The 20,724-nt window shown below is 72.6% G+C and carries 16 protein-coding genes; 4 read left to right on the top strand and 12 right to left on the bottom strand.

The window, feature by feature from the left end; all coding sequences use genetic code 11:
• Positions 1-1,269: 1,269 nt before the first annotated feature.
• The 3 genes from ACIBR0_RS15610 to lysS all read right to left on the bottom strand — a co-directional run bounded on the left by ACIBR0_RS15610 (position 1,270) and on the right by lysS (position 6,230).
• Positions 1,270-3,801, bottom strand: coding sequence for an ATP-dependent Clp protease ATP-binding subunit (locus tag ACIBR0_RS15610; RefSeq protein WP_396716080.1), 2,532 nt, complete (start codon positions 3,799-3,801; stop codon positions 1,270-1,272).
• 467 nt (positions 3,802-4,268) lie between these two features.
• Positions 4,269-4,619 (bottom strand): Lsr2 family protein, encoded by a 351-nt coding sequence (locus tag ACIBR0_RS15605; protein WP_357032677.1) that lies wholly within the window; start codon positions 4,617-4,619, stop codon positions 4,269-4,271.
• Between the two features lie 102 nt (positions 4,620-4,721).
• Positions 4,722-6,230, bottom strand: a complete 1,509-nt coding sequence (lysS, locus tag ACIBR0_RS15600) for a lysine--tRNA ligase (protein WP_396716064.1) — start codon at positions 6,228-6,230, stop codon at positions 4,722-4,724.
• 92 nt (positions 6,231-6,322) lie between these two features.
• Here lysS and ACIBR0_RS15595 point away from each other — a divergent pair, with 92 nt between their 5' ends.
• Positions 6,323-7,063 carry a class I SAM-dependent methyltransferase gene (locus ACIBR0_RS15595; protein ID WP_396716062.1) on the top strand — a complete coding sequence of 247 codons (741 nt, stop codon included), beginning with the start codon at positions 6,323-6,325 and terminating at the stop codon, positions 7,061-7,063.
• A gap of 81 nt (positions 7,064-7,144) precedes the next feature.
• Here ACIBR0_RS15595 and ACIBR0_RS15590 read toward each other — a convergent pair whose 3' ends face one another.
• Positions 7,145-7,903: a type III pantothenate kinase gene (locus tag ACIBR0_RS15590; RefSeq protein ID WP_396716060.1), complete on the bottom strand. Its 759-nt coding sequence runs from the start codon at positions 7,901-7,903 to the stop codon at positions 7,145-7,147.
• Positions 7,904-8,021: 118 nt separating this feature from the next.
• Here ACIBR0_RS15590 and ACIBR0_RS15585 point away from each other — a divergent pair, with 118 nt between their 5' ends.
• Positions 8,022-9,113, top strand: coding sequence for a DUF5919 domain-containing protein (locus ACIBR0_RS15585; RefSeq protein WP_396716058.1), 1,092 nt, complete (start codon positions 8,022-8,024; stop codon positions 9,111-9,113).
• 1 nt (position 9,114) lies between these two features.
• Here ACIBR0_RS15585 and nadC read toward each other — a convergent pair whose 3' ends face one another.
• From nadC to ACIBR0_RS15555, 6 genes are all read right to left on the bottom strand, one after another.
• Positions 9,115-10,011 carry a carboxylating nicotinate-nucleotide diphosphorylase gene (nadC, locus tag ACIBR0_RS15580; protein WP_396716056.1) on the bottom strand — a complete coding sequence of 299 codons (897 nt, stop codon included), beginning with the start codon at positions 10,009-10,011 and terminating at the stop codon, positions 9,115-9,117.
• Positions 10,008-11,714 (bottom strand): L-aspartate oxidase, encoded by a 1,707-nt coding sequence (locus ACIBR0_RS15575; protein WP_396716054.1) that lies wholly within the window; start codon positions 11,712-11,714, stop codon positions 10,008-10,010. The genes nadC and ACIBR0_RS15575 overlap by 4 nt, the downstream gene beginning before the upstream one ends.
• A gap of 150 nt (positions 11,715-11,864) precedes the next feature.
• Positions 11,865-12,761 (bottom strand): septum formation family protein, encoded by an 897-nt coding sequence (locus ACIBR0_RS15570; protein ID WP_396716052.1) that lies wholly within the window; start codon positions 12,759-12,761, stop codon positions 11,865-11,867.
• A 205-nt stretch (positions 12,762-12,966) separates the two neighbouring features.
• Positions 12,967-13,395, bottom strand: coding sequence for an aspartate 1-decarboxylase (panD, locus tag ACIBR0_RS15565; protein WP_396716050.1), 429 nt, complete (start codon positions 13,393-13,395; stop codon positions 12,967-12,969).
• Between the two features lie 29 nt (positions 13,396-13,424).
• On the bottom strand, positions 13,425-14,273 hold the full coding sequence (panC, locus tag ACIBR0_RS15560; protein WP_396716048.1) for a pantoate--beta-alanine ligase: 849 nt from the start codon (positions 14,271-14,273) through the stop codon (positions 13,425-13,427).
• On the bottom strand, positions 14,270-15,214 hold the full coding sequence (locus ACIBR0_RS15555; protein ID WP_396716046.1) for a Rossmann-like and DUF2520 domain-containing protein: 945 nt from the start codon (positions 15,212-15,214) through the stop codon (positions 14,270-14,272). Before ACIBR0_RS15555 ends, panC begins: the two co-directional genes overlap by 4 nt.
• A 175-nt stretch (positions 15,215-15,389) precedes the next feature.
• Between ACIBR0_RS15555 and ACIBR0_RS15550 the strand changes: the two genes are divergently transcribed.
• Positions 15,390-16,487, top strand: a complete 1,098-nt coding sequence (locus ACIBR0_RS15550) for an SAM-dependent methyltransferase (RefSeq protein ID WP_396716044.1) — start codon at positions 15,390-15,392, stop codon at positions 16,485-16,487.
• The gene (locus tag ACIBR0_RS15545) at positions 16,484-17,650 is read left to right on the top strand and encodes an NADH-quinone oxidoreductase subunit D (protein ID WP_396716042.1); all 1,167 of its coding nucleotides are present in this window, start codon (positions 16,484-16,486) and stop codon (positions 17,648-17,650) included. The genes ACIBR0_RS15550 and ACIBR0_RS15545 overlap by 4 nt, the downstream gene beginning before the upstream one ends.
• 21 nt (positions 17,651-17,671) lie before the next feature.
• Here ACIBR0_RS15545 and ACIBR0_RS15540 read toward each other — a convergent pair whose 3' ends face one another.
• Both ACIBR0_RS15540 and ACIBR0_RS15535 read right to left on the bottom strand, forming a co-directional pair.
• On the bottom strand, positions 17,672-19,480 hold the full coding sequence (locus tag ACIBR0_RS15540) for a hypothetical protein (protein WP_396716040.1): 1,809 nt from the start codon (positions 19,478-19,480) through the stop codon (positions 17,672-17,674).
• 167 nt (positions 19,481-19,647) lie between these two features.
• Complete coding sequence (locus tag ACIBR0_RS15535) at positions 19,648-20,652, bottom strand: glycine betaine ABC transporter substrate-binding protein (protein WP_357034499.1); 1,005 nt, start codon at positions 20,650-20,652, stop codon at positions 19,648-19,650.
• Positions 20,653-20,724: the final 72 nt, after the last annotated feature.

Genomic DNA, 20,724 nt, shown 5'->3' with positions numbered 1-20,724 from the left:
GGGTGGTAGCCATGATCGGGGTGCTCCTTCACATCGGGGGTGCGCGACACACGCAAGAGGGGGGTTCTGCGGTGGCATGCCGCGATGTTTCGGGGGATTCGGCCCGGCGGCCGTGGCCGGCGCGGGTCCGGGGGATGTAACGACCGGGTCCGGGGGGTCATTCCCCGCCGGGTCCCGGGGGCGGGCCCTGCGTGCGGCCCGGTGGGCTGTGCTGCGGCCCGGGGGATGTAACTGCCGGAGCCGGCGGGTCATTCCTTGCCGGCTTCCCGGGGCTAGTGCGGGCTAGTGCGGCCCGGGGGATGTAACTGCGGGAGCCGGCGGGTCATTCCTTGCCGGCGTCCCGGGGCTCCGTGGTGCGGCCCGGGGGATGTAACTGCGGCCGGCGGTCAATCGTTCCCGCCGGCCCCGGCCCATCGCGGTGAGCCGGTGCGCCGCCCGAGGTGGCACGGTCTGCCATGTACAACGACCCGGCCCCGCCCCGGATTCCACCCCCGGGGTGGCCCACGACCACCCGACACCGGACCACAAACCGGACAGGCACCCCAGCCGGGACAAGATCTTGGTACGGGATGGCCCCTCTGGGGGCCGTTTCCTACCAAGATCTCCCCCAAGGCCCGCCCCCAGCGGCGTTGATCATGAGGTTAGCGGGCTCGAAACGGACATCTCGACCCGCTAACCTCATGATCAACCACAGCGGGGGGCGGGGAGCGGGGCGGGCGGAGGTCGATACGGCGGGCGGGGCGGTTCGCGGAGGCGGACAGGGACCGGGCTGAGCGGGAGAGCGAGGAGCGTGCGGCGGGACTGGCCACCTCGATCCTGCGGCGGGACCGGACACCCCGCCCTGCGGCGGGCACTGGCACCCGAGCCAAGGCGGGCCCGGACACCCGGCCAAGACCGGACCCGGACACCCGTCGTAGGCCGGACCGGACAGCTGGCCCAAGACCGGACATCGGGACCCGGTGCAGGCCGGCCCGTCCCAATCCACCCGATGTCGCGAACCCGGGGCGCCCGGCCGTTCACGGTCCCAGTCCCAGTCCGAGTCCCGGTCCAGGTCCCGGTCCAGGGTCGAGATCTTCGAATCCCGGCCGGTGATCCACTCCGGTTCATTGAAGTCGGGGTGTCAGCGGTGCCTGACAGCCCCACTTCATTGAAATCGAGTGGATCTTGCCGCCCGCCCGCACCGGCGCCCCGCCCAGGAACCCCTGGTGACGGACAAAGGCGACGGCCCGGTGGCCGATGCCACCGGGCCGTCGCCCTCGTGCTGGTGCCTTACTCGTCCGCGCCCGCGGCGGCGGTGCCGCCCAGGTCGGCCGGGACCGCGTCCGGCACGTCGACCGGCTTCTCGGCGCCCCGGAAGACGAGCTTGGACTTGTCGATGTTATTCGGGTCGCCCTCGCAGTCCACCACCACGATCTGACCCGGGGTCAGCTCGTTGAAGAGGATCCGCTCGGACAGGTTGTCCTCGATGTCGCGCTGGATCGTGCGACGCAGCGGACGCGCACCGAGCACCGGGTCGAAGCCCTTCACCGCCAGGTACTTCTTGGCGTTGTCGGTCAGCTCCAGGCCCATGTCCTTGTTGCGCAGCTGGCCCTCGATCCGGGAGATCATGATGTCGACGATCGACAGGATCTCGTTCTGACGCAGCTGGTGGAAGACGATGGTGTCGTCGATCCGGTTCAGGAACTCAGGCCGGAAGTGCTGCTTGAGCTCGTCGTTGACCTTCTGCTTCATCCGGTCGTAGTTGGACTCGGAGTCCTCCGACGCCTGGAAGCCCAGCGACACCGCCTTGGCCACGTCCCGCGTGCCGAGGTTGGTGGTCAGGATGATGACCGTGTTCTTGAAGTCCACGATCCGGCCCTGACCGTCGGTGAGCCGACCGTCCTCCAGGATCTGGAGCAGCGTGTTGAACACGTCCGGGTGGGCCTTCTCGATCTCGTCGAAGAGGACCACCGAGAACGGCCGACGCCGCACCTTCTCGGTCAGCTGGCCACCCTCGTCGTAGCCGACGTAGCCGGGAGGCGCACCCACCAGCCGGGAGACCGTGTAGCGGTCGTGGAACTCGGACATGTCCAGCTGGATGAGGGCGTCCTCGCTGCCGAAGAGGAACTCGGCGAGCGCCTTGGACAGCTCGGTCTTACCCACGCCGGACGGGCCGGCGAAGATGAACGAGCCGGACGGACGCTTCGGGTCCTTCAGGCCGGCCCGGGTACGCCGGATCGCCTTCGATACCGCCTTGACCGCGTCCTCCTGGCCGATGACGCGCTTGTGCAGCTCGTCCTCCATGCGCAGCAGGCGCGAGGTCTCCTCCTCGGTCAGCTTGTAGACCGGGATGCCGGTCCAGTTGCCGAGCACCTCGGCGATCTGCTCGTCGTCGACCTCGCTGACGACGTCCAGGTCACCGGCCTTCCACTCCTTCTCCCGCTGCGCCTTCTGACCGAGGAGCTGCTTCTCCTTGTCACGCAGCTGGGCGGCACGCTCGAAGTCCTGCGCGTCGATCGCGGACTCCTTGTCCTTGCGCACCTGGGCGATGCGCTCGTCGAAGTCGCGCAGGTCTGGCGGCGCGGTCATCCGGCGGATGCGCATCCGGGCACCGGCCTCGTCGATCAGGTCGATCGCCTTGTCCGGCAGGAAGCGGTCGGAGATGTACCGGTCGGCCAGGGTGGCGGCGGCCACGAGAGCGGCGTCGGTGATGCTCACCCGGTGGTGCGCCTCGTAGCGGTCCCGCAGGCCCTTGAGGATCTCGATGGTGTGGGCCAGCGACGGCTCACCCACCTGGATCGGCTGGAAGCGGCGCTCCAGCGCGGCGTCCTTCTCCAGGTGCTTGCGGTACTCGTCAAGGGTGGTCGCGCCGATGGTCTGCAGCTCACCACGGGCCAGCATCGGCTTGAGGATGCTCGCCGCGTCGATCGCGCCCTCGGCGGCACCCGCACCCACCAGGGTGTGGATCTCGTCGATGAACAGGATGATGTCGCCGCGGGTGCGGATCTCCTTGAGCACCTTCTTGAGGCGCTCCTCGAAGTCACCGCGGTAGCGGGAACCGGCCACCAGGGCACCGAGGTCGAGCGTGTAGAGCTGCTTGTCCTTGAGGGTCTCGGGCACCTCGCCCTTGATGATCTTCTGGGACAGGCCCTCCACCACGGCGGTCTTGCCGACGCCGGGCTCACCGATCAGGACCGGGTTGTTCTTCGTACGGCGGGAGAGCACCTGCATGACCCGCTCGATTTCCTTCTCGCGCCCGATGACCGGGTCGAGCTTGCCCTCGCGGGCGGCCTGGGTCAGGTTGCGGCCGAACTGGTCCAGCACGAGGCTGGTCGACGGCGCGGCCTCACCCGGCGTGGCACCCGCCGCGGCGGGCTCCTTGCCCTGGTAGCCGGAGAGCAGCTGGATCACCTGCTGGCGGACCCGGTTGAGGTCGGCGCCGAGCTTGACCAGCACCTGGGCGGCGACGCCCTCGCCCTCACGGATCAGGCCGAGCAGGATGTGCTCCGTGCCGATGTAGTTGTGGCCGAGCTGCAGCGCCTCACGCAGCGACAGCTCCAGCACCTTCTTGGCCCGCGGCGTGAACGGGATGTGCCCGCTCGGCGCCTGCTGACCCTGGCCGATGATCTCCTCGACCTGCTGACGCACGCCCTCCAGGGAGATGCCGAGGCTCTCCAGAGCCTTGGCGGCGACGCCCTCACCCTCGTGGATGAGGCCCAGCAGGATGTGCTCCGTACCGATGTAGTTGTGGTTGAGCATCCGGGCCTCTTCTTGGGCCAGGACGACAACCCGTCGCGCTCGGTCGGTGAACCGCTCGAACATGCCCTCGTGCTCCTCACGTGCCGTGCGCACTCGATCTTGATGGTCAAGAAGTCGTGGCGGGGCCGGTGCTCGGACGTCCGGGACGGGCGTCCGTGCCTCCTTACTCTATCGCCGCGGACCGACTCCGCTGAGGTCGTGTGTCCCCACCGAATGCCGTGTACGCGTCCTTTTGCACAACCGTGCGCGCTCAGACGGTGTTCCGGTACCCCCGTCGCTACGCGCAGAGCGAAATCCGACCCCCGACCAGACCGGGTGCCGTGGGCGTGGCCGGTTCCATCTCGGCCCGGCCCGCCCCGGTGGGCGCCATCCACAGGCTGTGGACAGACTCTCCACCGGCTGTGGACAACGCACGCCGGCTGGCCATTCTTCCCGGTGCGCCGGACCCGGGAGCGGATACGGCGACGCCGGCCCGGAGACGTGCTCCGGCCCGGCGTCGTGTCGCCTGGCACCCGTTCCCGACGAGCGGGTCAGTGACCGGCCTTCGAGTGGTACTCGTCGACGATCTCCTGCGGGATCCGGCCCCGGTCGGAGATGTCCTTGCCGGCTTTCTTGGCCCACTCGCGGATCGCCTTGTTCTGCTCGCGGTCGGCGGTGGCCCCACCCCGACCACGAGCTGCCCGCCCACCGACGACCACACCGCCACGACCGACCTTCGTGCCGTGGGCGATGTACTGAGCGAATACGTCACGCAATTTCGCGGCGTTGGCGCTCGACAGGTCGATCTCGTACTGAACGCCGTCGAGGGCGAACTTGACGGTCTCGTCAGCGTCCCCGCCGTCCAGGTCATCGACCAGCTTATGAATGATTTGCTTGGCCACGTCCCACATTCCTTTCGAGCAGGGTTGCTCCTGCGAACGCAAGAACGATAACCCGCCCGCTGGTTGCCTCGTCAATAGGATGGGGTAACGACCCGGCGGAGACTACTCGGGCCGGACCAACGGGAAGAGGATCGTTTCCCGAATACCCTGGCCGGTCAGAGCCATCAGCAGGCGGTCGATTCCCATTCCCATACCACCGGCCGGCGGCATTCCGTACTCCATCGCGCGGAGGAAGTCCTCGTCCAGGCGCATGGCCTCGTCGTCGCCGCGGGCGGCGAGCTGCGCCTGGGCGACCAGCCGCTCACGCTGCACCACCGGGTCCACCAGCTCGGAGTACGCGGTGCCCAGCTCGAAGCCCAGCACGTAGAGGTCCCACTTCTCCGCCAGCCCCGGCTCGCTGCGGTGCGCCCGGGTGAGCGGGCTGGTCTCCTCCGGGTAGTCGCGGACGAAGGTGGGCTGGGTCAGGCCCGGTACGACCAGTTCCTCGAACAGTTCCTCCGCGAGCTTGCCCGGTCCCCACTTCGGGTCGACCGACAATCCGACCTTGTCCGCGTACTCGACGAGGCGGGCGTGCTCGGTGCGGACGGTGACCTCCTCGCCGAGTGCCTCGGAAAGAACCCCGAAGAGCGTCACGGACCGCCACTCACCACCCAGGTCGAACTCGCGCCCGTCGGCGTGGGTCACCACGGTCGAGCCGGCGACCGCGATGGCCGCCTGCTGGACGAGATTGCGGGTCAGCTCGGCCATCGTGTCGTAGTCGCCGTAAGCCTCGTACACCTCCAGCATCGCGAACTCGGGCGAGTGCGAAGAGTCGATGCCCTCATTACGGAAGTTGCGGTTGATCTCGAAGACCCGGTCGACGCCACCGACCACGGCGCGCTTGAGAAACAGTTCCGGAGCGATTCGCAGATACAGATCCGTGCTCAACGCATTGCTGTGGGTCACGAATGGCCGCGCAGCCGCCCCGCCGTGCAGCAACTGGAGCATCGGGGTCTCCACCTCGATGAAGTCCCGGCCGTGCAGGGTGTCCCGGAGGCTGCGCACGGCGGTGGCACGCGTACGCACCATCTGGCGGGCCTGCGGGCGGACGATCAGGTCGACGTAGCGCTGCCGGACGCGGGCCTCCTCACTCAGCGGCTTGTGCGCCACCGGCAGCGGACGCAGCGCCTTGGCGGTGACCGCCCACTCCTCGGCCAGCACCGACAGCTCGCCGCGCCGGCTGGTGATCACCTCGCCCGTCACGCCCACGTGGTCGCCGAGGTCGACCAGGCGCTTCCAGTCCTCCAGCCGCTCCGCGCCGACCCGGTCCAGGGAGAGCATCGCCTGGAGTTCGGTGCCGTCGCCGTCGCGCAGGGTCGCGAAGCACAGCTTGCCGGTGTTCCGTACGAAGATCACCCGGCCGGTGACCGACACGCGGTCGCCGGTGGCGGTGTCGGTGGGCAGCTCGGCGTACGTCGAGCGGATCTCCGCGAGGGTGCTGGTCCGGGGATATCCGACCGGATAGGGCTGGACGCCCTCGGCGAGCATCCGGTCCCGCTTCTCCCGGCGGACCTTCATCTGCTCGGGAAGGTCGTCGGCGGGGTCCACTGGCACGGGGGTCTGCTCGGTCACGGCACGCTTCCTCGTCGGGAGTCTTCGGGCGGGGTTCAGGCACCGAGCGTACTCAAGGGGCCGGATGGTGGTTACGGGATAACCTGCCCGCCATGACCGACCCCACTCAGGCCCTCTCGTTCGGCGCCGCGGCAGCCGCCTACGACCGGTTCCGGCCCCGCTATCCGGAGGCCGCGCTGCGCTGGGCGCTCGACGGTCTCCCGGTGCCCGGCCGGGTCGTCGACCTGGGAGCCGGCACCGGGATCCTCACCCGGGGCGTGCTCGCGCTCGGCCACGACGTGACCGCCGTCGAGCCCGACCCGGGCATGCGCGCCCAGTTGGAGGCCGCCACCGTCGGCACCACCGCCCAGGACGGGAGCGCGGAGTCGGTGCCGCTGCCCGACGGGTACGCCGACGCCGTGCTGGTCGGCCAGGCGTACCACTGGTTCGACCGGGAGCGGGCGCACCCGGAGATCGCCCGGGTGCTGCGGTCCGGCGGCGCCTTCGCGCCGATCTGGAACCTGCGCGACGACCGGACCCCGTGGGTGACCGAGCTGAGCCGGATCGCCGAGATCGGCGACACCGTCGACCACCTGCTGGAGACCGTCACCGACTTCGGTCCGGCGTTCGGCCCACCGGAATGGGCCGAGTTCGCTCACACGACGACGCTCACGCGCGACGAACTGCTCGGAATGGTGCGCACCCGCTCGCACCACCTCACGGCGACCCCGGAGCGCCGGGCCGAGGTGGACCGGAAGCTGCGCGACCTGCTCGACACCCACCCGGACCTGGCCGGGCGGGACACGCTCGTCCTGCCGTACCGGACGGTGGCCTTCCGCGCGCGGCGGCGCTGATCCGGTCGCAGCGGGGCCGGCGGTGTTAAGCGGGGGCCCTTCCTCTACCGCAGGCGTTAACAGGGGGCCCTTCCTTGCACCTCACACGTTGCGGTCGTAGACCATCCGCAGGCCGATGAGGGTGATCATCGGCTCGTGGTGGGTGATGCTCCGGCACTCGTTGATCACCAGTGAGGCCAGCCCGCCGGTGGCGATCACCGCCTTCACCTCGCCCAGTTCCTCGGTCATCCGCTCGACGATGCGGTCCACCTGGCCGGCGAAGCCGAAGTACAGGCCGGACTGCAGGCACTCCACGGTGTTCTTGCCGATCACCGAGCGGGGTTTGGTCGCCTCCACCTTGCGCAGCTGGGCGGCGCGGGCGGCGAGCGCGTCGAAGGAGATCTCGATGCCCGGGGCGAAGGCGCCACCGAGGAACTCGCCCCGGCCGCTGATCACGTCGAAGTTGGTGGTGGTGCCGAAGTCCACGACGATCGACGGGCCACCGTAGAGGGTGTACGCGGCGAGGGTGTTGACCACCCGGTCGGCACCGACCTCCTTGGGGTTGTCGATGGCGAGCTGCACGCCCGTCCGGACACCGGGCTCGACGATCACGCTCGGCAGGTCCGCGTAGTACCGGGTCAGCATGGTCCGCAGCGAACGCAGCGCCGCCGGCACCGTGGAGCACGCGGCCACCCCGGTGATCTCGACGTTGTCCCCGGCGAGCAGGCCGCGGAACATCAGGCCGAGCTCGTCGGCCGTCGACCGGGCATCGGTCTTGATCCGCCAGGAGTGCACCAGCTTGTCGCCGTCGAAGGTCGCCAGCACGGTGTTGGTGTTTCCGATGTCGATGCAGAGCAGCACGCACGCAGCCTAGACAACGCCCGTACGGGCGGGCGCGGACGTGCCCGCGATCCGTATCCTGGTCTCCTCAGGACATGAACCGGGATCGATGCACGACGCGCCGGGACGGGGAGCGGACATGTCGGGACGGTGGTGGGTACGGGGTCGCAACACCCTGCGCCGTCGCCGGCGGCACGTCCTGGTGCTCGCCGCCCTGGCCGGGGGCGCGGTCTGGATGATCGTGCAGGCCTGGCAGGCGTCGCGGCGGGCCGCCGGCAGCTTCCAGGGCGAGCTGTACCTGAACATCGGGGCGGCGCTGATCATGACGCTGCTGACGTACGTGGTGCTCAACCCGCTCTTCCGCGAACTCCAGACGGCGAGCATCATCGAGCACCCGCGACTGGACCGGGACGCGCTCATCGAACGGGTGGCGCAGTCGAAGGAGACGGTCGCGATCCTGGAGACCTGGACCAGCATGCTGGAGGGCCCGTACGTCGACCGGTTCAATGGCGCGCTGCGTTCCGCCCTCGCCAACGGCGCCACCGTACGGGTGCTGCTGCTGGACCCGGACTCGCCCGCGGTCCGGTTGCGCGGCGCGGAGCTGCGGCGGCGGGACGCCTCGGTCGCCATCCTCAACAACCTCTGGCACCTCGCCCGGCTGCACGACGAGCTGCCCGAGACGCCCCGGTCCCGGTTGCAGGTCCGCGTCTACAACGCGGCGCCGTCGGTGCAGATGTACCGCTGGGACGGCAAGGCGTTCATCTCGTTCTTCCCGGTCCGGGGCAGCACCTTCGACACGCAGCAGATCGAGGCGTTCGTGTCCACGCCGTTGGGCGAGTTCGTGGCCGACCGGTTCACCGAGCTGTGGGAGACGGCCCCGTTGCAGGACCTGGAGGCGTGCCTGACGCTGCGGCTGTGCCTGCGCCAGGGCGGCCGGGACCTGGAGACGTGCGAGGCGCTCTACGTCCGGGTCGACGGTGACTGGTACATCGCCGGCCGCGACCTCGTACGCAACGTGGCCCGGCACGGCCTGGCCGGGCTGACCGTCGTGCTGGACCGGCCGGAGGCCGCCGGCGAGGTGTTCGCGCTGGATGAGGCCGACGAGCTGGCACCCGAGGTGTACCGCCGCGTGGTGGAGCTGTTCCGCGCCAAGTACGGCCTGGACGGCCGGAACGACACGGAGAACCGGGTCATCTTCAACCTGGTCGGTCGGTCGCCGGCCGCCGCCTGAGTCACCCGGTACGCAGGTCCAGCGCGATGTCCAGGATCGGCGAGGAGTGTGTCAACGCGCCGACGGAGAGGAAGTCCACACCGGTCGCGCCGTACTCGGCCGCCACCGGCAGGGTCAGCCCACCCGTGGCCTCCAGCTCGGCACAGTCCCCCACCGCCGCGACGACCTGTCGGAGCTGATCGGGGGTCATGTTGTCCAGCAGCAGGAAGTCCGCGCCCGCGTCGACCGCCTCCACCGCCTCGGCGACGGTGTCCACCTCCACCTGCACCGGCACGTCGGGAAAGGTCTCCCGGACGCGCTGGAACGCCGCCGTGATGCCACCGGCCGCCAGCTTGTGGTTGTCCTTGATCATCGCGACGTCGTGCAGGCCCATCCGCTTGTTCGTGCCGCCGCCGGCCCGCACCGCGTACTTCTCCAGGGCCCGCAGCCCCGGCGTGGTCTTCCGGGTGTCCAGCACCATCGCCTTGGTGCCGGCCAGGGCGTCGGCCCAGGCCCGCGTGTGGGTGGCCACCCCGGACATCCGGCAGAGCAGGTTGAGCGCCGTCCGCTCGGCGGTGAGCAGCAACCGGGTCGGGCCGGTCACCGTGGCCAGCACGTCGCCGCGCGCCACCCGCGCGCCGTCCCGGGCCACGATCGACACCTCGACCGTACGGCCGGCGCCGGTCACCTCGCCCACCAGCTCGAACACGGCGGCGGCGACGGCCAGCCCGGCCACCACGCCGTCCGCGCGGGCGACCAGGTCGGCGGTGTCGGTCTGCGCGTCGGGGATCGTGGCCACGCTGGTGACGTCCCGGAAGTCCGGGCCCAGGTCCTCGACGAGCGCGTTCTCGACGACCCGCCGCACCTGCGCCGGGTCCAGGCCGGCCTCCCGCAGTGCCCGCTCGGTCTCCTCCGTCATCGCTCCTCTTTCGTTCGCGACTGCCACGTCTGCGTCAACCGTCCCTGCGCCCCGATCGCGCCGACCAGGTGGCCGTGCCACCGCTCGCCGGCCGTCGGGAAGTCCTCCCGCCAGTGGCAGCCCCGCGTCTCCTCCCGGGCGTACGCGGCCTCGACCAGCGTCGACGCCACCGTCAGCAGGTTGGTCGCCTCCCAGTCGGCGGTCCGGGGCCGGCCCCGCTCCGCACCGATCCCGCCCAGCGTGGCCGCCGTCTCGGCGAGCGTCCCCGCCGAGCGGAGCACCCCGGCACCCCGCGTCATCGCGCGTTGCAGCGTCGGGGTCGCCGCCGCCGGCACCACCCAACCCCCGCCGCCGACCCAGGCACCGACCTCCGCCGGTCGCGCCTGCTCGGGCAGACCGGACGCGATGTCGTCGGCGATCCGGCGGGAGAAGACGAGCCCCTCCAGCAGCGAGTTGCTGGCCAACCGGTTCGCACCGTGCACGCCCGTGCAGGCGACCTCGCCGCAGGCGTACAGGCCCGGGATGGAGGTACGGCCGCGCAGGTCGGTGCGGACGCCGCCGGAGGCGTAGTGGGCGGCCGGGGCCACCGGGATCAGGTCCGTCGCCGGGTCCACCCCGATCGTCAGGCAGGAGGCGACGATGGTGGGGAACCGCCGGGCGAGGAAGTCGCCACCCAGGTGCCGGGCGTCGAGGAAGACGTGGTCGGCGCCGGTGGCCAGCAGCACCCGGTGGATGCCCTTGGCCACCACGTCCCGGGGGGCCAGCTCGGCCAGCTCGTGCTGCCCGACCATGAACCGCTTGCCGTCGCCGTCCACGAGGTGGGCGCCCTCGCCCCGCAGCGCCTCGGAGACCAGCGGCTGCTGGGCGTGGCCGGCGCCGGGCACCCGCGCGTGCTCCGGCACGATCAGCGCGGTCGGGTGGAACTGGACGAACTCCACGTCGGTGACGTCCGCGCCGGCCCGCATCGCCAGCGCGACACCGTCGCCGGTGGAGACCGCCGGGTTGGTGGTGGCCGCGTAGATCTGCCCCATCCCACCGGTGGCCAGCACCACCGCGCGGCCGAGGATGGCGCCCACGCCGTCCTCGCTGCCCTCGCCGAGCACGTGCAGGGTGATCCCGCAGGCCGGGCCGAGGCCGTCCGGGCCGTCGCCGGGCGCCCGCAGCAGGTCCAGGACCAGGGCGTGCTCGACGAGCCGGATCCACGGATCACGTCGGACGGCGGCGTGCAGGGCCCGCTGCACCTCCGCCCCGGTCGCGTCGCCACCGGCGTGCACGATCCGGTCCGCCCGGTGGCCGCCCTCCCGCGTCAGCATCAGCGAGCCGTCCGTGTTGCGATCGAACTCCGCACCGATCCGCATCAGCTCACGCAACCGGGTCGGCCCCTCCTCGACCAGCACGCGGACGGCCGCCGGATCGCAGAGCCCCACCCCGGCGATCTCGGTGTCCGAGGCGTGCGCCGCCGGGGTGTCCCGCGGGTCGAGCACGGCGGCGATACCGCCCTGCGCCCACCGGGTCGAGCCCTCGTCGATGTCGACCTTGGTGACCACGGTGACGTGCAGGCCCGCCTCACGCAGGTGCAGCGCGGCGGTGAGCCCGGCGACCCCGGAGCCGACCACGACGACGTCGGTCGTCTCCACCCAGCCGGGCGCCGGGGCGGCCAGCAGGTGGGGCAGGGTCGGCAGGTCACTGGTCGGTCGGTCCATCCCACCAGTCAACCCGAAGCGTCCTCGCCCGGGGCCCGGGGGGCGGGACGAGTGGTTTGGGCAACGCCCTGCCCATCCGTCCGGTCGGCGCCCGTGGCGGACCCGCCGGAACGCGTACCTCCGGATGGCGCGCCATCGGCGGCGCCGCCGTCACCTCGTGCGGACCGGGAGGCCGGCGGGGCCGGCACCCTTCAGGGAGCCGGTCACCGTCCGGTCGCTGAGCCGCAGGTAGCAGCGGACGCCCCGGTCCCCGACCCGCCAGCGGCCGGTGCCCGGCGGGCGGACCACCACGGCGCTGCGCAGCTTCAGCGCCGGGTCGTCGGGCACGCCCACGTAACGGCCGAGCACCGTGCGGCAGCCGTCGTAGAGCGGGGCCCAGTCGGCGTTCCGGGTGGGGTACGGGCGATCGGGTGCCCGCCACACGCCGACGAACTCCGCGTCGTGCCGGGTGCCGCACTCGACCGGCACGAGCGTCAGGCTGCCGGCGGTGCTTCCACCGCGCGACTGCTGGCAGCCGAGCCGCAGCGGGGACGGGCTCTTCAACACGTCGCGGAGACTGCCGGTGCGGGCGACCACCGTCGCGCCGGCCTCGACGGTGTTCACCTCACTGAGGTCACAGCGGTACCAGCGCGAGCCGGCCGTCCACGCGGGGCCGGTGGGCAGCGCCACGGAGAGGCGGAGCCGCCCGGCCCGCCAGTCGTCGCCGACGTACCCGGTGACCCGGGTGTCGCAGTCGGTGAACGCCCCACGCAGTTCCGTCGAGCCGCCGGGCGGCGGGGCGGGCCGCGCGGACGGGAAGGAGCCGACGTGCACCGTCTCCACCCGGTGCGGGAAGGCACAGTCCACCGGCGCGTACGCGGCCAGGGTCACCGTCTCGGTGAAGTCCGCCTCGTGACAGACCTCGGCAGCCGGCGTGAACGGACCGGGAGCGGGCAGGGCCGCCCAGTCGTCGGTCAGGTCGCCGTCCACCCCACCGGCCGTGCCGCACCCGCCGACCAGTGCTCCCACGGCCACCGCCGCGACAACGGCTCTCCACGCACGGCGCATCGCGGCCTCCCCCAGCCGACGACCGTCGATCCCGACGGCACGCCCAGGGTAACCGGACATGACCTTCCGGTGACAGACCGCACGCCCGCCCCCGGACAGCCCAGCCACTCGCTCCGCGATCTTGCACTTTGTGCCGGGGCAAAAGGCTCGTAGCGGGACAGAACGGCGACCGAAAGTGCAAGATCGCGCGAGGAGGGGGGTGGGGTCAGGTGGGGATGGCGGCGAGGGGGTTGGGGACGGGGTCGCCGGCGGTGCCGGGGGCGACCGTCGACGGGTCGGTGCCGAGGTCGACGACGCGGTTGTCCGCGTCGACGTGCACGATCCTCGGGCGGTACGCGCGGGCCTCCGCGTCGTCCATCTGCCCATACGAGATCAGGATGACCAGGTCGCCGGGGTGCACCAGGTGGGCGGCGGCACCGTTGATGCCGATCACGCCGCTGCCCCGCTCACCCGGGATGACATACGTCTCCAGCCGGGCCCCGTTGGTGATGTCCACGATCGCCACCTGCTCACCGGGGAGCAGATCGGCAGCGTCGAGCAGGTCCTCGTCCACGGTGACCGAGCCGACGTAGTGCAGGTCGGCCTGCGTCACCGTGGCCCGGTGAATCTTCGACTTGAGCATGGTCCGGAACATCGGGCGCCTTTCGCGGGGTGGTGGTGGGGTCAGGATCGGGGCGCGAGGTGGATCGCGGCGTTGTCGATCAGCCGGGTGGTGCCGACCCAGGCGGCGACGAGCAGCCGCGCCTCGCCGGAGACCGGGCCCGGTTCGAGGTCCGGGTCCGTCAGCACCAGGTAGTCGAGCTGGGCTCCCGGCGTACCGGCTCCGAAGGCGACGTGCGCGGCGGCCAGCACGGCCCCCGCGTCCGCGCCCGCGTCGGCGGCCTCGGCGCCGGCCCGCAGCGCGGCAGACAAGCTCAACGCGGCCTCCCGCTCGGACGGGGACAGGTAGCGGTTGCGACTGGACAGCGCGAGCCCGTCCGGCTCCCGGACGGTCGGCACACCGACGATCTCCACCGGCACGTCCAGGTCCCGGACCATCCGCCGGACCAGACTGAGCTGCTGATAGTCCTTCTCCCCGAAGAACGCGAGGTCGGGCCGGGTGAGCTGGAGCAGCTTCAGGACGACCGTCAGGACGCCGTGGAAGAAGCCGGGGCGGCTCAACCCCTCCAGGTCCTCGCCGAGCTGGCCGGGGTTGACGCGGACCCGGGGCTGGCCGTCCGGGTACATGTCCGCCACGGAGGGCGCGAAGACCACGTCCGCGCCCGCCCGGCGGCAGATCTCCAGGTCGGCGTCGAGCGTCCGCGGATAGCGGTCGAAGTCCTCGTTCGGGCCGAACTGCAACGGGTTCACGAAGATCGTCACGACCACGTGGTCGGCACGCTCCCGGGCGGCCCGCAGCAGCGTCTCGTGCCCCGAGTGCAACGCGCCCATGGTCATGACGACGCCGACCGTGCCGGTCAGCCCGTTCCGGGCCGCGGCCAGCTCGGCGCGGGTGTGTACGAGCTGGGTCATGCCGCCACCTCCCGTGCGCTGCCGGCCAGGACACCGAGCAGGGACTCCGCGTCCACCGGCCGCAGTCGACCGGCGGCGATGGCCCGGTCGGCGGTCCGTCGGGCCAGGGCCAGGTACGGGGCGACGGACTCCGGCGCGACCGCGCCCAGCCGGGCCAGGTGCCGCTCCACGGTCCCCGCGTCGCCCCGGGACACCGGGCCGGTCAGTGCGTCGTCGCCGAGGCGCAGCGCGTTCTCCAGGGCGGCCCGCAGCAGCGGGGCGAGCACCTTCTCCGGCTGCTCCACCCCGGCGTCGCGCAGCCGGTCGGCCGCCTCGTTGACCAGGGTCACCAGGTGGTTCGCGCCGTGCGCCAGCGCCGCGTGGTACAGCGGGCGGTCCGGCTCGGCGATCCACTCGGGCACGCCGCCCAGGTCGGCGACCAGCCGGGCGGCCAGCGGGCGCAGCTCCGCCGGGGCGGTCACCCCGTACGAGATGCCGGCCAGGCGCGGCAGGTCGTCCGGCGTACCGGTGAAGGTCATCGCGGGGTGCAGCGCCAGCGTGCGGGCGCCGACCTCGACGGCGGGGGCGAGCACGGACAGCCCGTGCGCGCCGGAGGTGTGCGCCACCACCTGGCCGGTGCGCAGCGCGCCGCTGCGCGCCAGACCGCTCACCACGCCCGCGAGCGCGTCGTCCGGCACGGCAACCAGCAGCAGGTCGGCGGCCCGGGCGACGGCGGTGGCCGACCGGCGGGGAACACCGGGGAGCAGCAGCGCCAGGCGGGCGCGGGACGCGCCGGAGACGGCAGCGGCGGCGACCACCCGGTGACCGGCGGCCGCGAACGCGGCGCCGAGAACGGCTCCGACCCGGCCGGCACCGACGACGCCGACAGACAGGTTCCGGGGAAGCGGTGCGTCGGCCGGCCGTGCGGCGGGGCCCGAACGCGGGCGCGGCGATGCGCTCATGGCGACGATCCAGTCCTCGAGAAGGGGTACCGGTCGATCGCAAGTATGCGCCGGAGCGAGGGAGCCGAAACAAGAAGGTGTGAAAACCTTCACCAATGGTGCCGAGCCGGGTGTTAAGAAGGGACCCCTGCTCTACCGGAGGCGTGAAGCGGGGGCCCTTCCTTACAGTGAGCTGGTGTCGATCCGCTGGCGGGACGCGATGGAACGGGCGCTCTACGGGCCGGACGGCTTCTTCGTGTCCGGGGCCGGCCCGGCGCACCACTTCCGTACCAGCGTGCACGCCTCCCCTGCCTTCGCCGCGGCCCTGTCCCGCCTCGTCGCCCAGGTGGACGCCGCCCTGGACCACCCGCCGGTCCTCGACGTGGTGGACGTGGGGGCCGGTCGGGGGGAACTGCTGGTCGCGCTGCTCCGAGCCGTGGAGGCCCCGCTGGCCGACCGGGTACGCCCCACCGCCGTCGAACTCGCCCCGCGCCCCGGGCACCTACCCGACCGGATCTCCTGGGTGCACGAGATCCCCGACCGCATCACCGGCCTGCTGATCGCCACCGAGTGGCTCGACAACGTCCCCCTCGACATCGCCGCGCACACCGACAACGGCTGGCACTACCTCCTGGTGGACGCCACCACCGGCGAGGAAACGGTCGGCGCCCCGATCACCCCGGCAGACTCGGACTGGCTGACCACCTGGTGGCCCACCCCCACCCCCACCCCCACCCCCACCCCCACCCCCACCCCGCACTCGTTGATCAAGGGGTTTGCGTCACCGGGGGACCCGGAATCCGACGCAAACCCCTTGATCAACACGGCGGGGCGGCGGGCGGAGATCGGGCGGGGGCGGGACGAGGCGTGGGCGGACGCGGTGGGCCACGTCGACCGGGGGCTGGCTCTGGCCGTGGACTACGGGCACCTGCGGGACGGGCGGCCCGTGGGCGGATCGCTGGCCGGGTACCGGGGTGGGCGGCAGGTGCCGCCGGTACCGGACGGGTCGTGCGACGTCACCGCCCACGTCGCCATGGACTCGGTCGCCTCCGCCGGTGAGCGGGTCGCCCGGTGCGCGTACTCCCTGGTCCCCCAGCGGGAGGCGCTGCGGGCGCTCGGGGCCGACGGCGGCCGGCCGCCGCTGAGCCTGGCCGGCCGTGACCCGGCCGGGTACGTGCGGGCGCTGGCCGCCGCGTCGGCGGTGGGCGAGCTGACCGACCCGGTCGGCCTCGGCGGGCACTGGTGGCTGCGGCAACCGGTCGGCGTCGCCCCCGGGTCGCTCATGGCACGATGACGGGCATGACCACCGACGCCGACCTCCGCGAGCTGACCGTCGGCACCGGCGCGGGCGGGGAGCAGCTCGGCACCGACATGGTGCTCAACATCGGGCCCCAGCACCCCTCCACCCACGGCGTGCTCCGGCTGAAGCTGGTGCTCGACGGCGAGCGGGTGGTGGCCGCCGAGCCGATCGTCGGCTACATGCACCGGGGCGCGGAGAAGCTGTTCGAGGTCCGCGACTACCGGCAGATCATCGTGCTGGCCAACCGGCACGACTGGCTGTCGGCCTTTTCGAACGAGCTGGGCGTGGTGCTCGCCGTCGAGCGGCTGATGGGCATGGAGGTGCCCGAGCGCGCCACCTGGCTGCGGATGGCCCTCGCCGAGCTGAACCGGGTGCTCAACCACCTGATGTTCCTCGGCTCGTACCCGCTGGAGATCGGCGCGATCACGCCGGTCTTCTACGCGTTCCGCGAGCGGGAGACCCTCCAGGCGGTGATGGAGGAGGTCTCCGGTGGCCGGATCCACTACATGTTCAACCGGGTGGGCGGTCTCAAGGAGGAGGTGCCCGCCGGCTGGACCGGGCGGGCCCGCACCGCGATCGCCGAGGTACGCCGGCGGATGCCCGACCTGGACAACCTGATCCGCCGCAACGAGATCTTCCTGGCCCGTACCGTCGGCGTCGGGGTGCTGACGGCCGCCGACGCCGCCGCGTTCGGCGCGTCCGGGCCGGTCGCCCGCGCCTCCGGGCTCGACCTGGACCTGCGCCGCGACGAGCCCTACCTGGCCTACGACCAGCTGGACGTGCCGGTGGTGACCAAGACCGCCGGGGACTGCCACGCCCGCTTCGAGGTGCTGCTCGACCAGGTGTACGCCTCGCTCGACCTCGCCGAGCAGTGCCTGGACCGGGTGGACCGGCTGACCGGACCGATCAACACACGACTGCCGAAGGTGCTCAAGGCCCCGGAGGGACACACGTACGCCTGGACCGAGAACCCGCTCGGCATCAACGGCTACTACCTCGTGTCCCGGGGCGAGAAGACGCCGTGGCGGTTGAAGCTGCGCACCGCCTCGTACGCCAACGTGCAGGCTCTCGCCACCCTGCTCCCCGGCTGTCTGGTCCCGGACCTGATCGCCATCCTCGGCTCGATGTTCTTCGTCGTCGGCGACATCGACAAGTAGTCCGGGCCCCGGCGGGCGGGATCAGCGCCAGCGGTCGCCCGGGGCGGCACGGCCACCGGCGCGGGGCACGTCGTCCCGGGGCGGGTAGCCGTAGTGCTCCTCCTGCCGGCGGCCGTACCGCTCCGGCTCCTGGACCCACTGCGGTTCCGGCTGGCGCTGTGGTTCCCGCTGGCGCGGCGGGCGCCAGTCCTCGGGTACCGGCACGCCGCCGGCCGGCAGTTCCGGCCGGCACTCCGGCTCGGACCAGCCACCCCGCCAGCCCTCGTCGCCCCGACCGGGGACCGGACGGTCCTGGGCGCGGCGGGGTTCGTCCCGGCGTACCGCCGCCCAGCGGTCCGCCACCCGGTACTCGGTGCCGGTCCCGTCGGCGTGCACCTCGGCCCGCCGCTCACCGACCCGGACCTCGCGACCCCGGTCGTCCTCCCGCACCGACGCCCAGCGGTCCCCGGTCCGTAGCTGCGACCAGTAGTCCCCGCTCTCCACGTCGTCGCCCGGGGCGTCCGAGCGGTCGGGCTGCTCCACGGGTGCGTCCCAACGCTGCTCACCGACTCGACCCGCCCATGGGCGCTCGTCCGGCTGCTCCGCACCGGCGCGGTCGTGCCGGGGCGCGCGGTGGTCCCGCTGTCCGCCGGACCAGTCGTGCTCCGGCCGTTCGTGGTCCTCCCGCGGGTCGCCCGGGACACGTTCCTCGGACGCGCCCCACGGCCGGTCGTCGTGGCGACGGTACCGGTCGTCCCCGCCGTCCTCGCCCGTCCACGCGCGGTCGTCGTACTCGCCGCGCGTCCACTCGCGGTCGCCGCCCGCCCGGGGGCGGTCGTCACGCTCGCCGTCACCGGCCCAGGGGCGGTCGTCCTGGCCGGCCCAGGGGCGGTCGTCGGGTTTCCCGTGCGCCGGCCGGGACCGGTCGTCCGTCTCCCCCGCGGCCCGCTGCCGGTCCTCCGTCGGCGACCAGCGTCCCGCGGCGCCGCCGTAGCGGGTGCCACCGCCCACCGGGGCTCCCCCGTCCACGACGGTGTGCCGGGTGGTGACGTGCACCGTCTCGGTGTGCCGGACGACACCGAGGGGGCGGGGAGCCGGCTGGCTGTCGTGCTCCGCCGGCCACCCGCCGTACACCCCGGCCGCCCCCGCGGCGGGCCGGTCCCCGGCGGGGACACCGGCCGAACCGCCGTACGTGCCGCCGTACGTGCCGCCGGCGGGACGCTCGCCGCCGTACACACCGGCCCGCTCGCCCCCGTACGTGCCGGCGGGGGCGGGGCGGTCGCCGCCGTACACCGGGGCCGGACGGTCGACGCGGGGGGCGGGCTGGGGCGCGCGCGGCTCGTCCGCGTCCTCCCGGTCGGCGCGCCATGCCTCGCCGCGCGACGGGAAGTGGGCACGACCGGCGGCTGGGTCGTCCGCCGGCTCGACCGCGGCCACCCGGGCCCGGCCGGCGTTCGCCGCCTCGTCGGCGGTGACCAGCGCGGCGGCGGCCGAGTCCATTCGCCGCCGGAGCGCACCCACCGCCTCGTGGGCACGCTGGGCCTGGTCGAGGGCATGGTTGCCGCGCTGGGCCGTGGCCACGATCTCGCCGCGAAGCTCACGCCGCAGCTGGTCGATCTCCTCGCGCAGTTCCTCGGCGCCGGCCGGGCCACCGTCGGCGCGCAGCGCGATCGACAGGCCGATGAGCACCACGGCGAGGATGGCGAGCACGGCCGCGAACCGGAGCGGGCCGTTACCGTCGGCGACAAGCAGGATCAGCGCCGCCACCGGCGCGATGGCCACGCCCACCCAGAAGAGGGTGGTCAGGAGCGACGGATGACTCTTGTCGTCGGAGACAACCGGGGCGGGCATGGGTGTGCAGCCTACCGAGAGTTGCCCCAGCAGGGAACGGGTGGAAGCCGCGGGTTGCGCCCGTTCGACCCGGAGTTCACGTGCCGTTGACGCGGGCCGGGCCGGACACGGCGCCGGCCGGTCACCGGCCCCTGAGGTCCCGTCGGTGACCGGCCGACACTGCCGGATCAGCCGGCCGCGAGCGCCGCGTCCGAGGAGAAGACGAGGCCGACGCTGGCCGCACCGGTCTTCAGCGCGTTCTTGGTCTGCGGGCCGCCCGCGTCCAGCGAGCTGAACGAACCGGCCTTGAAGTCGTAGACCTCGACCAGACCGGCCTGGCACTTCGGCCGCTGCGGGCACTCCGGCGGGCCGGCCAGGACGGTGGCCTGGCCGGAGCACTTCGCGGCCAGGTCGGACAGCGTCCGCACGCCGTACTTGTCGGCGAAGGCGGTGGTGACGGCGAACGCGTTCTGGTCCTGGGCGGCCGAGGGGGCGCCGAAGACCAGGCCGGCCTTGTCGCCGGCGGCCTTGAGCGCGGTGACCGTCTTGTCCAGCTCGGGCGAGGAGACGGGCTGGGCGTTCTGCCCGTTGGCCTTGGTGTTGAGGAACTCGGCCATGGTCGCCGCGTACTCCGGCACGACCTGGATCTCGCCCTTCTCCAGCGCCGGCTCGTAGAGCTCCCGGCTGCCGATCTGCTGCACCTCGACCTGGTACCCGGCGGCGGTCAGCGCGATCTTGTAGAGCTCGGCCAGGCTCTGGCTCTCGCTGAAGTTGGCGGCGCCGACCGTGATCGGGCCGCCCGGGCCCTTGGCGATGCCCGCGGTCAGGTTGTTGGCGGCGGCGAACTCGTTCGCGGCGACCTCGGGCGTCTTCCGGTCGACGTCGACGGCCTTGTTGAGCGCGATCAGCTTCGGCGTGTCGAGCGCCGCCGAGACCTTGTCCAGCGCGGCGAGGAGCTGCGGATTCGCCGCGTCCGCGTTGACCGCCGGGATGATGTTGTCGGTGTTCTGCAACTTCTTGTCGTCGTCGAGGGCGACCAGCTTGTCGCCGGCCACCGGGGCGCAGCCGGCGCCGGAGGCGCCCTGCTGCGGGGCGTCGGTGCCGGAGGAGCCGGCGTCACCGCAGCCGGTGAGCAGCCCAGCGGCGGCGAGGGCGCCGGCGGCGCCGACGGCCAGACGTGTACGTGCGCGCATTGCTGCCCGCCTTCCGTGTCCCGGCGCGACCCGTCCGGGCCGGCCGCGTGTCCGACGGGCGATCGTTCGTCC

It is taken from the genome of Micromonospora sp. NPDC049497, assembly GCF_044465805.1.
Lineage (GTDB): Bacteria > Actinomycetota > Actinomycetes > Mycobacteriales > Micromonosporaceae > Micromonospora.
Note: the sequence above shows the minus strand (reverse complement) of the source record. Positions and strands in the feature narration are given on the sequence as shown.

Bases quoted from the DNA above. Each gene is read 5' to 3' on its own strand.
- ACIBR0_RS15610 (WP_396716080.1), bottom strand. From the start codon at position 3,801: ATGTTCGAGCGGTTCACCGACCGAGCGCGACGGGTTGTCGTCCTGGCC.
- ACIBR0_RS15595 (WP_396716062.1), top strand. From the start codon at position 6,323: ATGACCGACCCCACTCAGGCCCTCTCGTTCGGCGCCGCGGCAGCCGCC.
- ACIBR0_RS15585 (WP_396716058.1), top strand. From the start codon at position 8,022: ATGTCGGGACGGTGGTGGGTACGGGGTCGCAACACCCTGCGCCGTCGC.
- nadC (WP_396716056.1), bottom strand. From the start codon at position 10,011: ATGACGGAGGAGACCGAGCGGGCACTGCGGGAGGCCGGCCTGGACCCG.
- ACIBR0_RS15575 (WP_396716054.1), bottom strand. From the start codon at position 11,714: ATGGACCGACCGACCAGTGACCTGCCGACCCTGCCCCACCTGCTGGCC.
- ACIBR0_RS15570 (WP_396716052.1), bottom strand. From the start codon at position 12,761: ATGCGCCGTGCGTGGAGAGCCGTTGTCGCGGCGGTGGCCGTGGGAGCA.
- panD (WP_396716050.1), bottom strand. From the start codon at position 13,395: ATGTTCCGGACCATGCTCAAGTCGAAGATTCACCGGGCCACGGTGACG.
- panC (WP_396716048.1), bottom strand. From the start codon at position 14,273: ATGACCCAGCTCGTACACACCCGCGCCGAGCTGGCCGCGGCCCGGAAC.
- ACIBR0_RS15555 (WP_396716046.1), bottom strand. From the start codon at position 15,214: ATGAGCGCATCGCCGCGCCCGCGTTCGGGCCCCGCCGCACGGCCGGCC.
- ACIBR0_RS15545 (WP_396716042.1), top strand. From the start codon at position 16,484: ATGACGGGCATGACCACCGACGCCGACCTCCGCGAGCTGACCGTCGGC.
- ACIBR0_RS15540 (WP_396716040.1), bottom strand. From the start codon at position 19,480: ATGCCCGCCCCGGTTGTCTCCGACGACAAGAGTCATCCGTCGCTCCTG.
- ACIBR0_RS15535 (WP_357034499.1), bottom strand. From the start codon at position 20,652: ATGCGCGCACGTACACGTCTGGCCGTCGGCGCCGCCGGCGCCCTCGCC.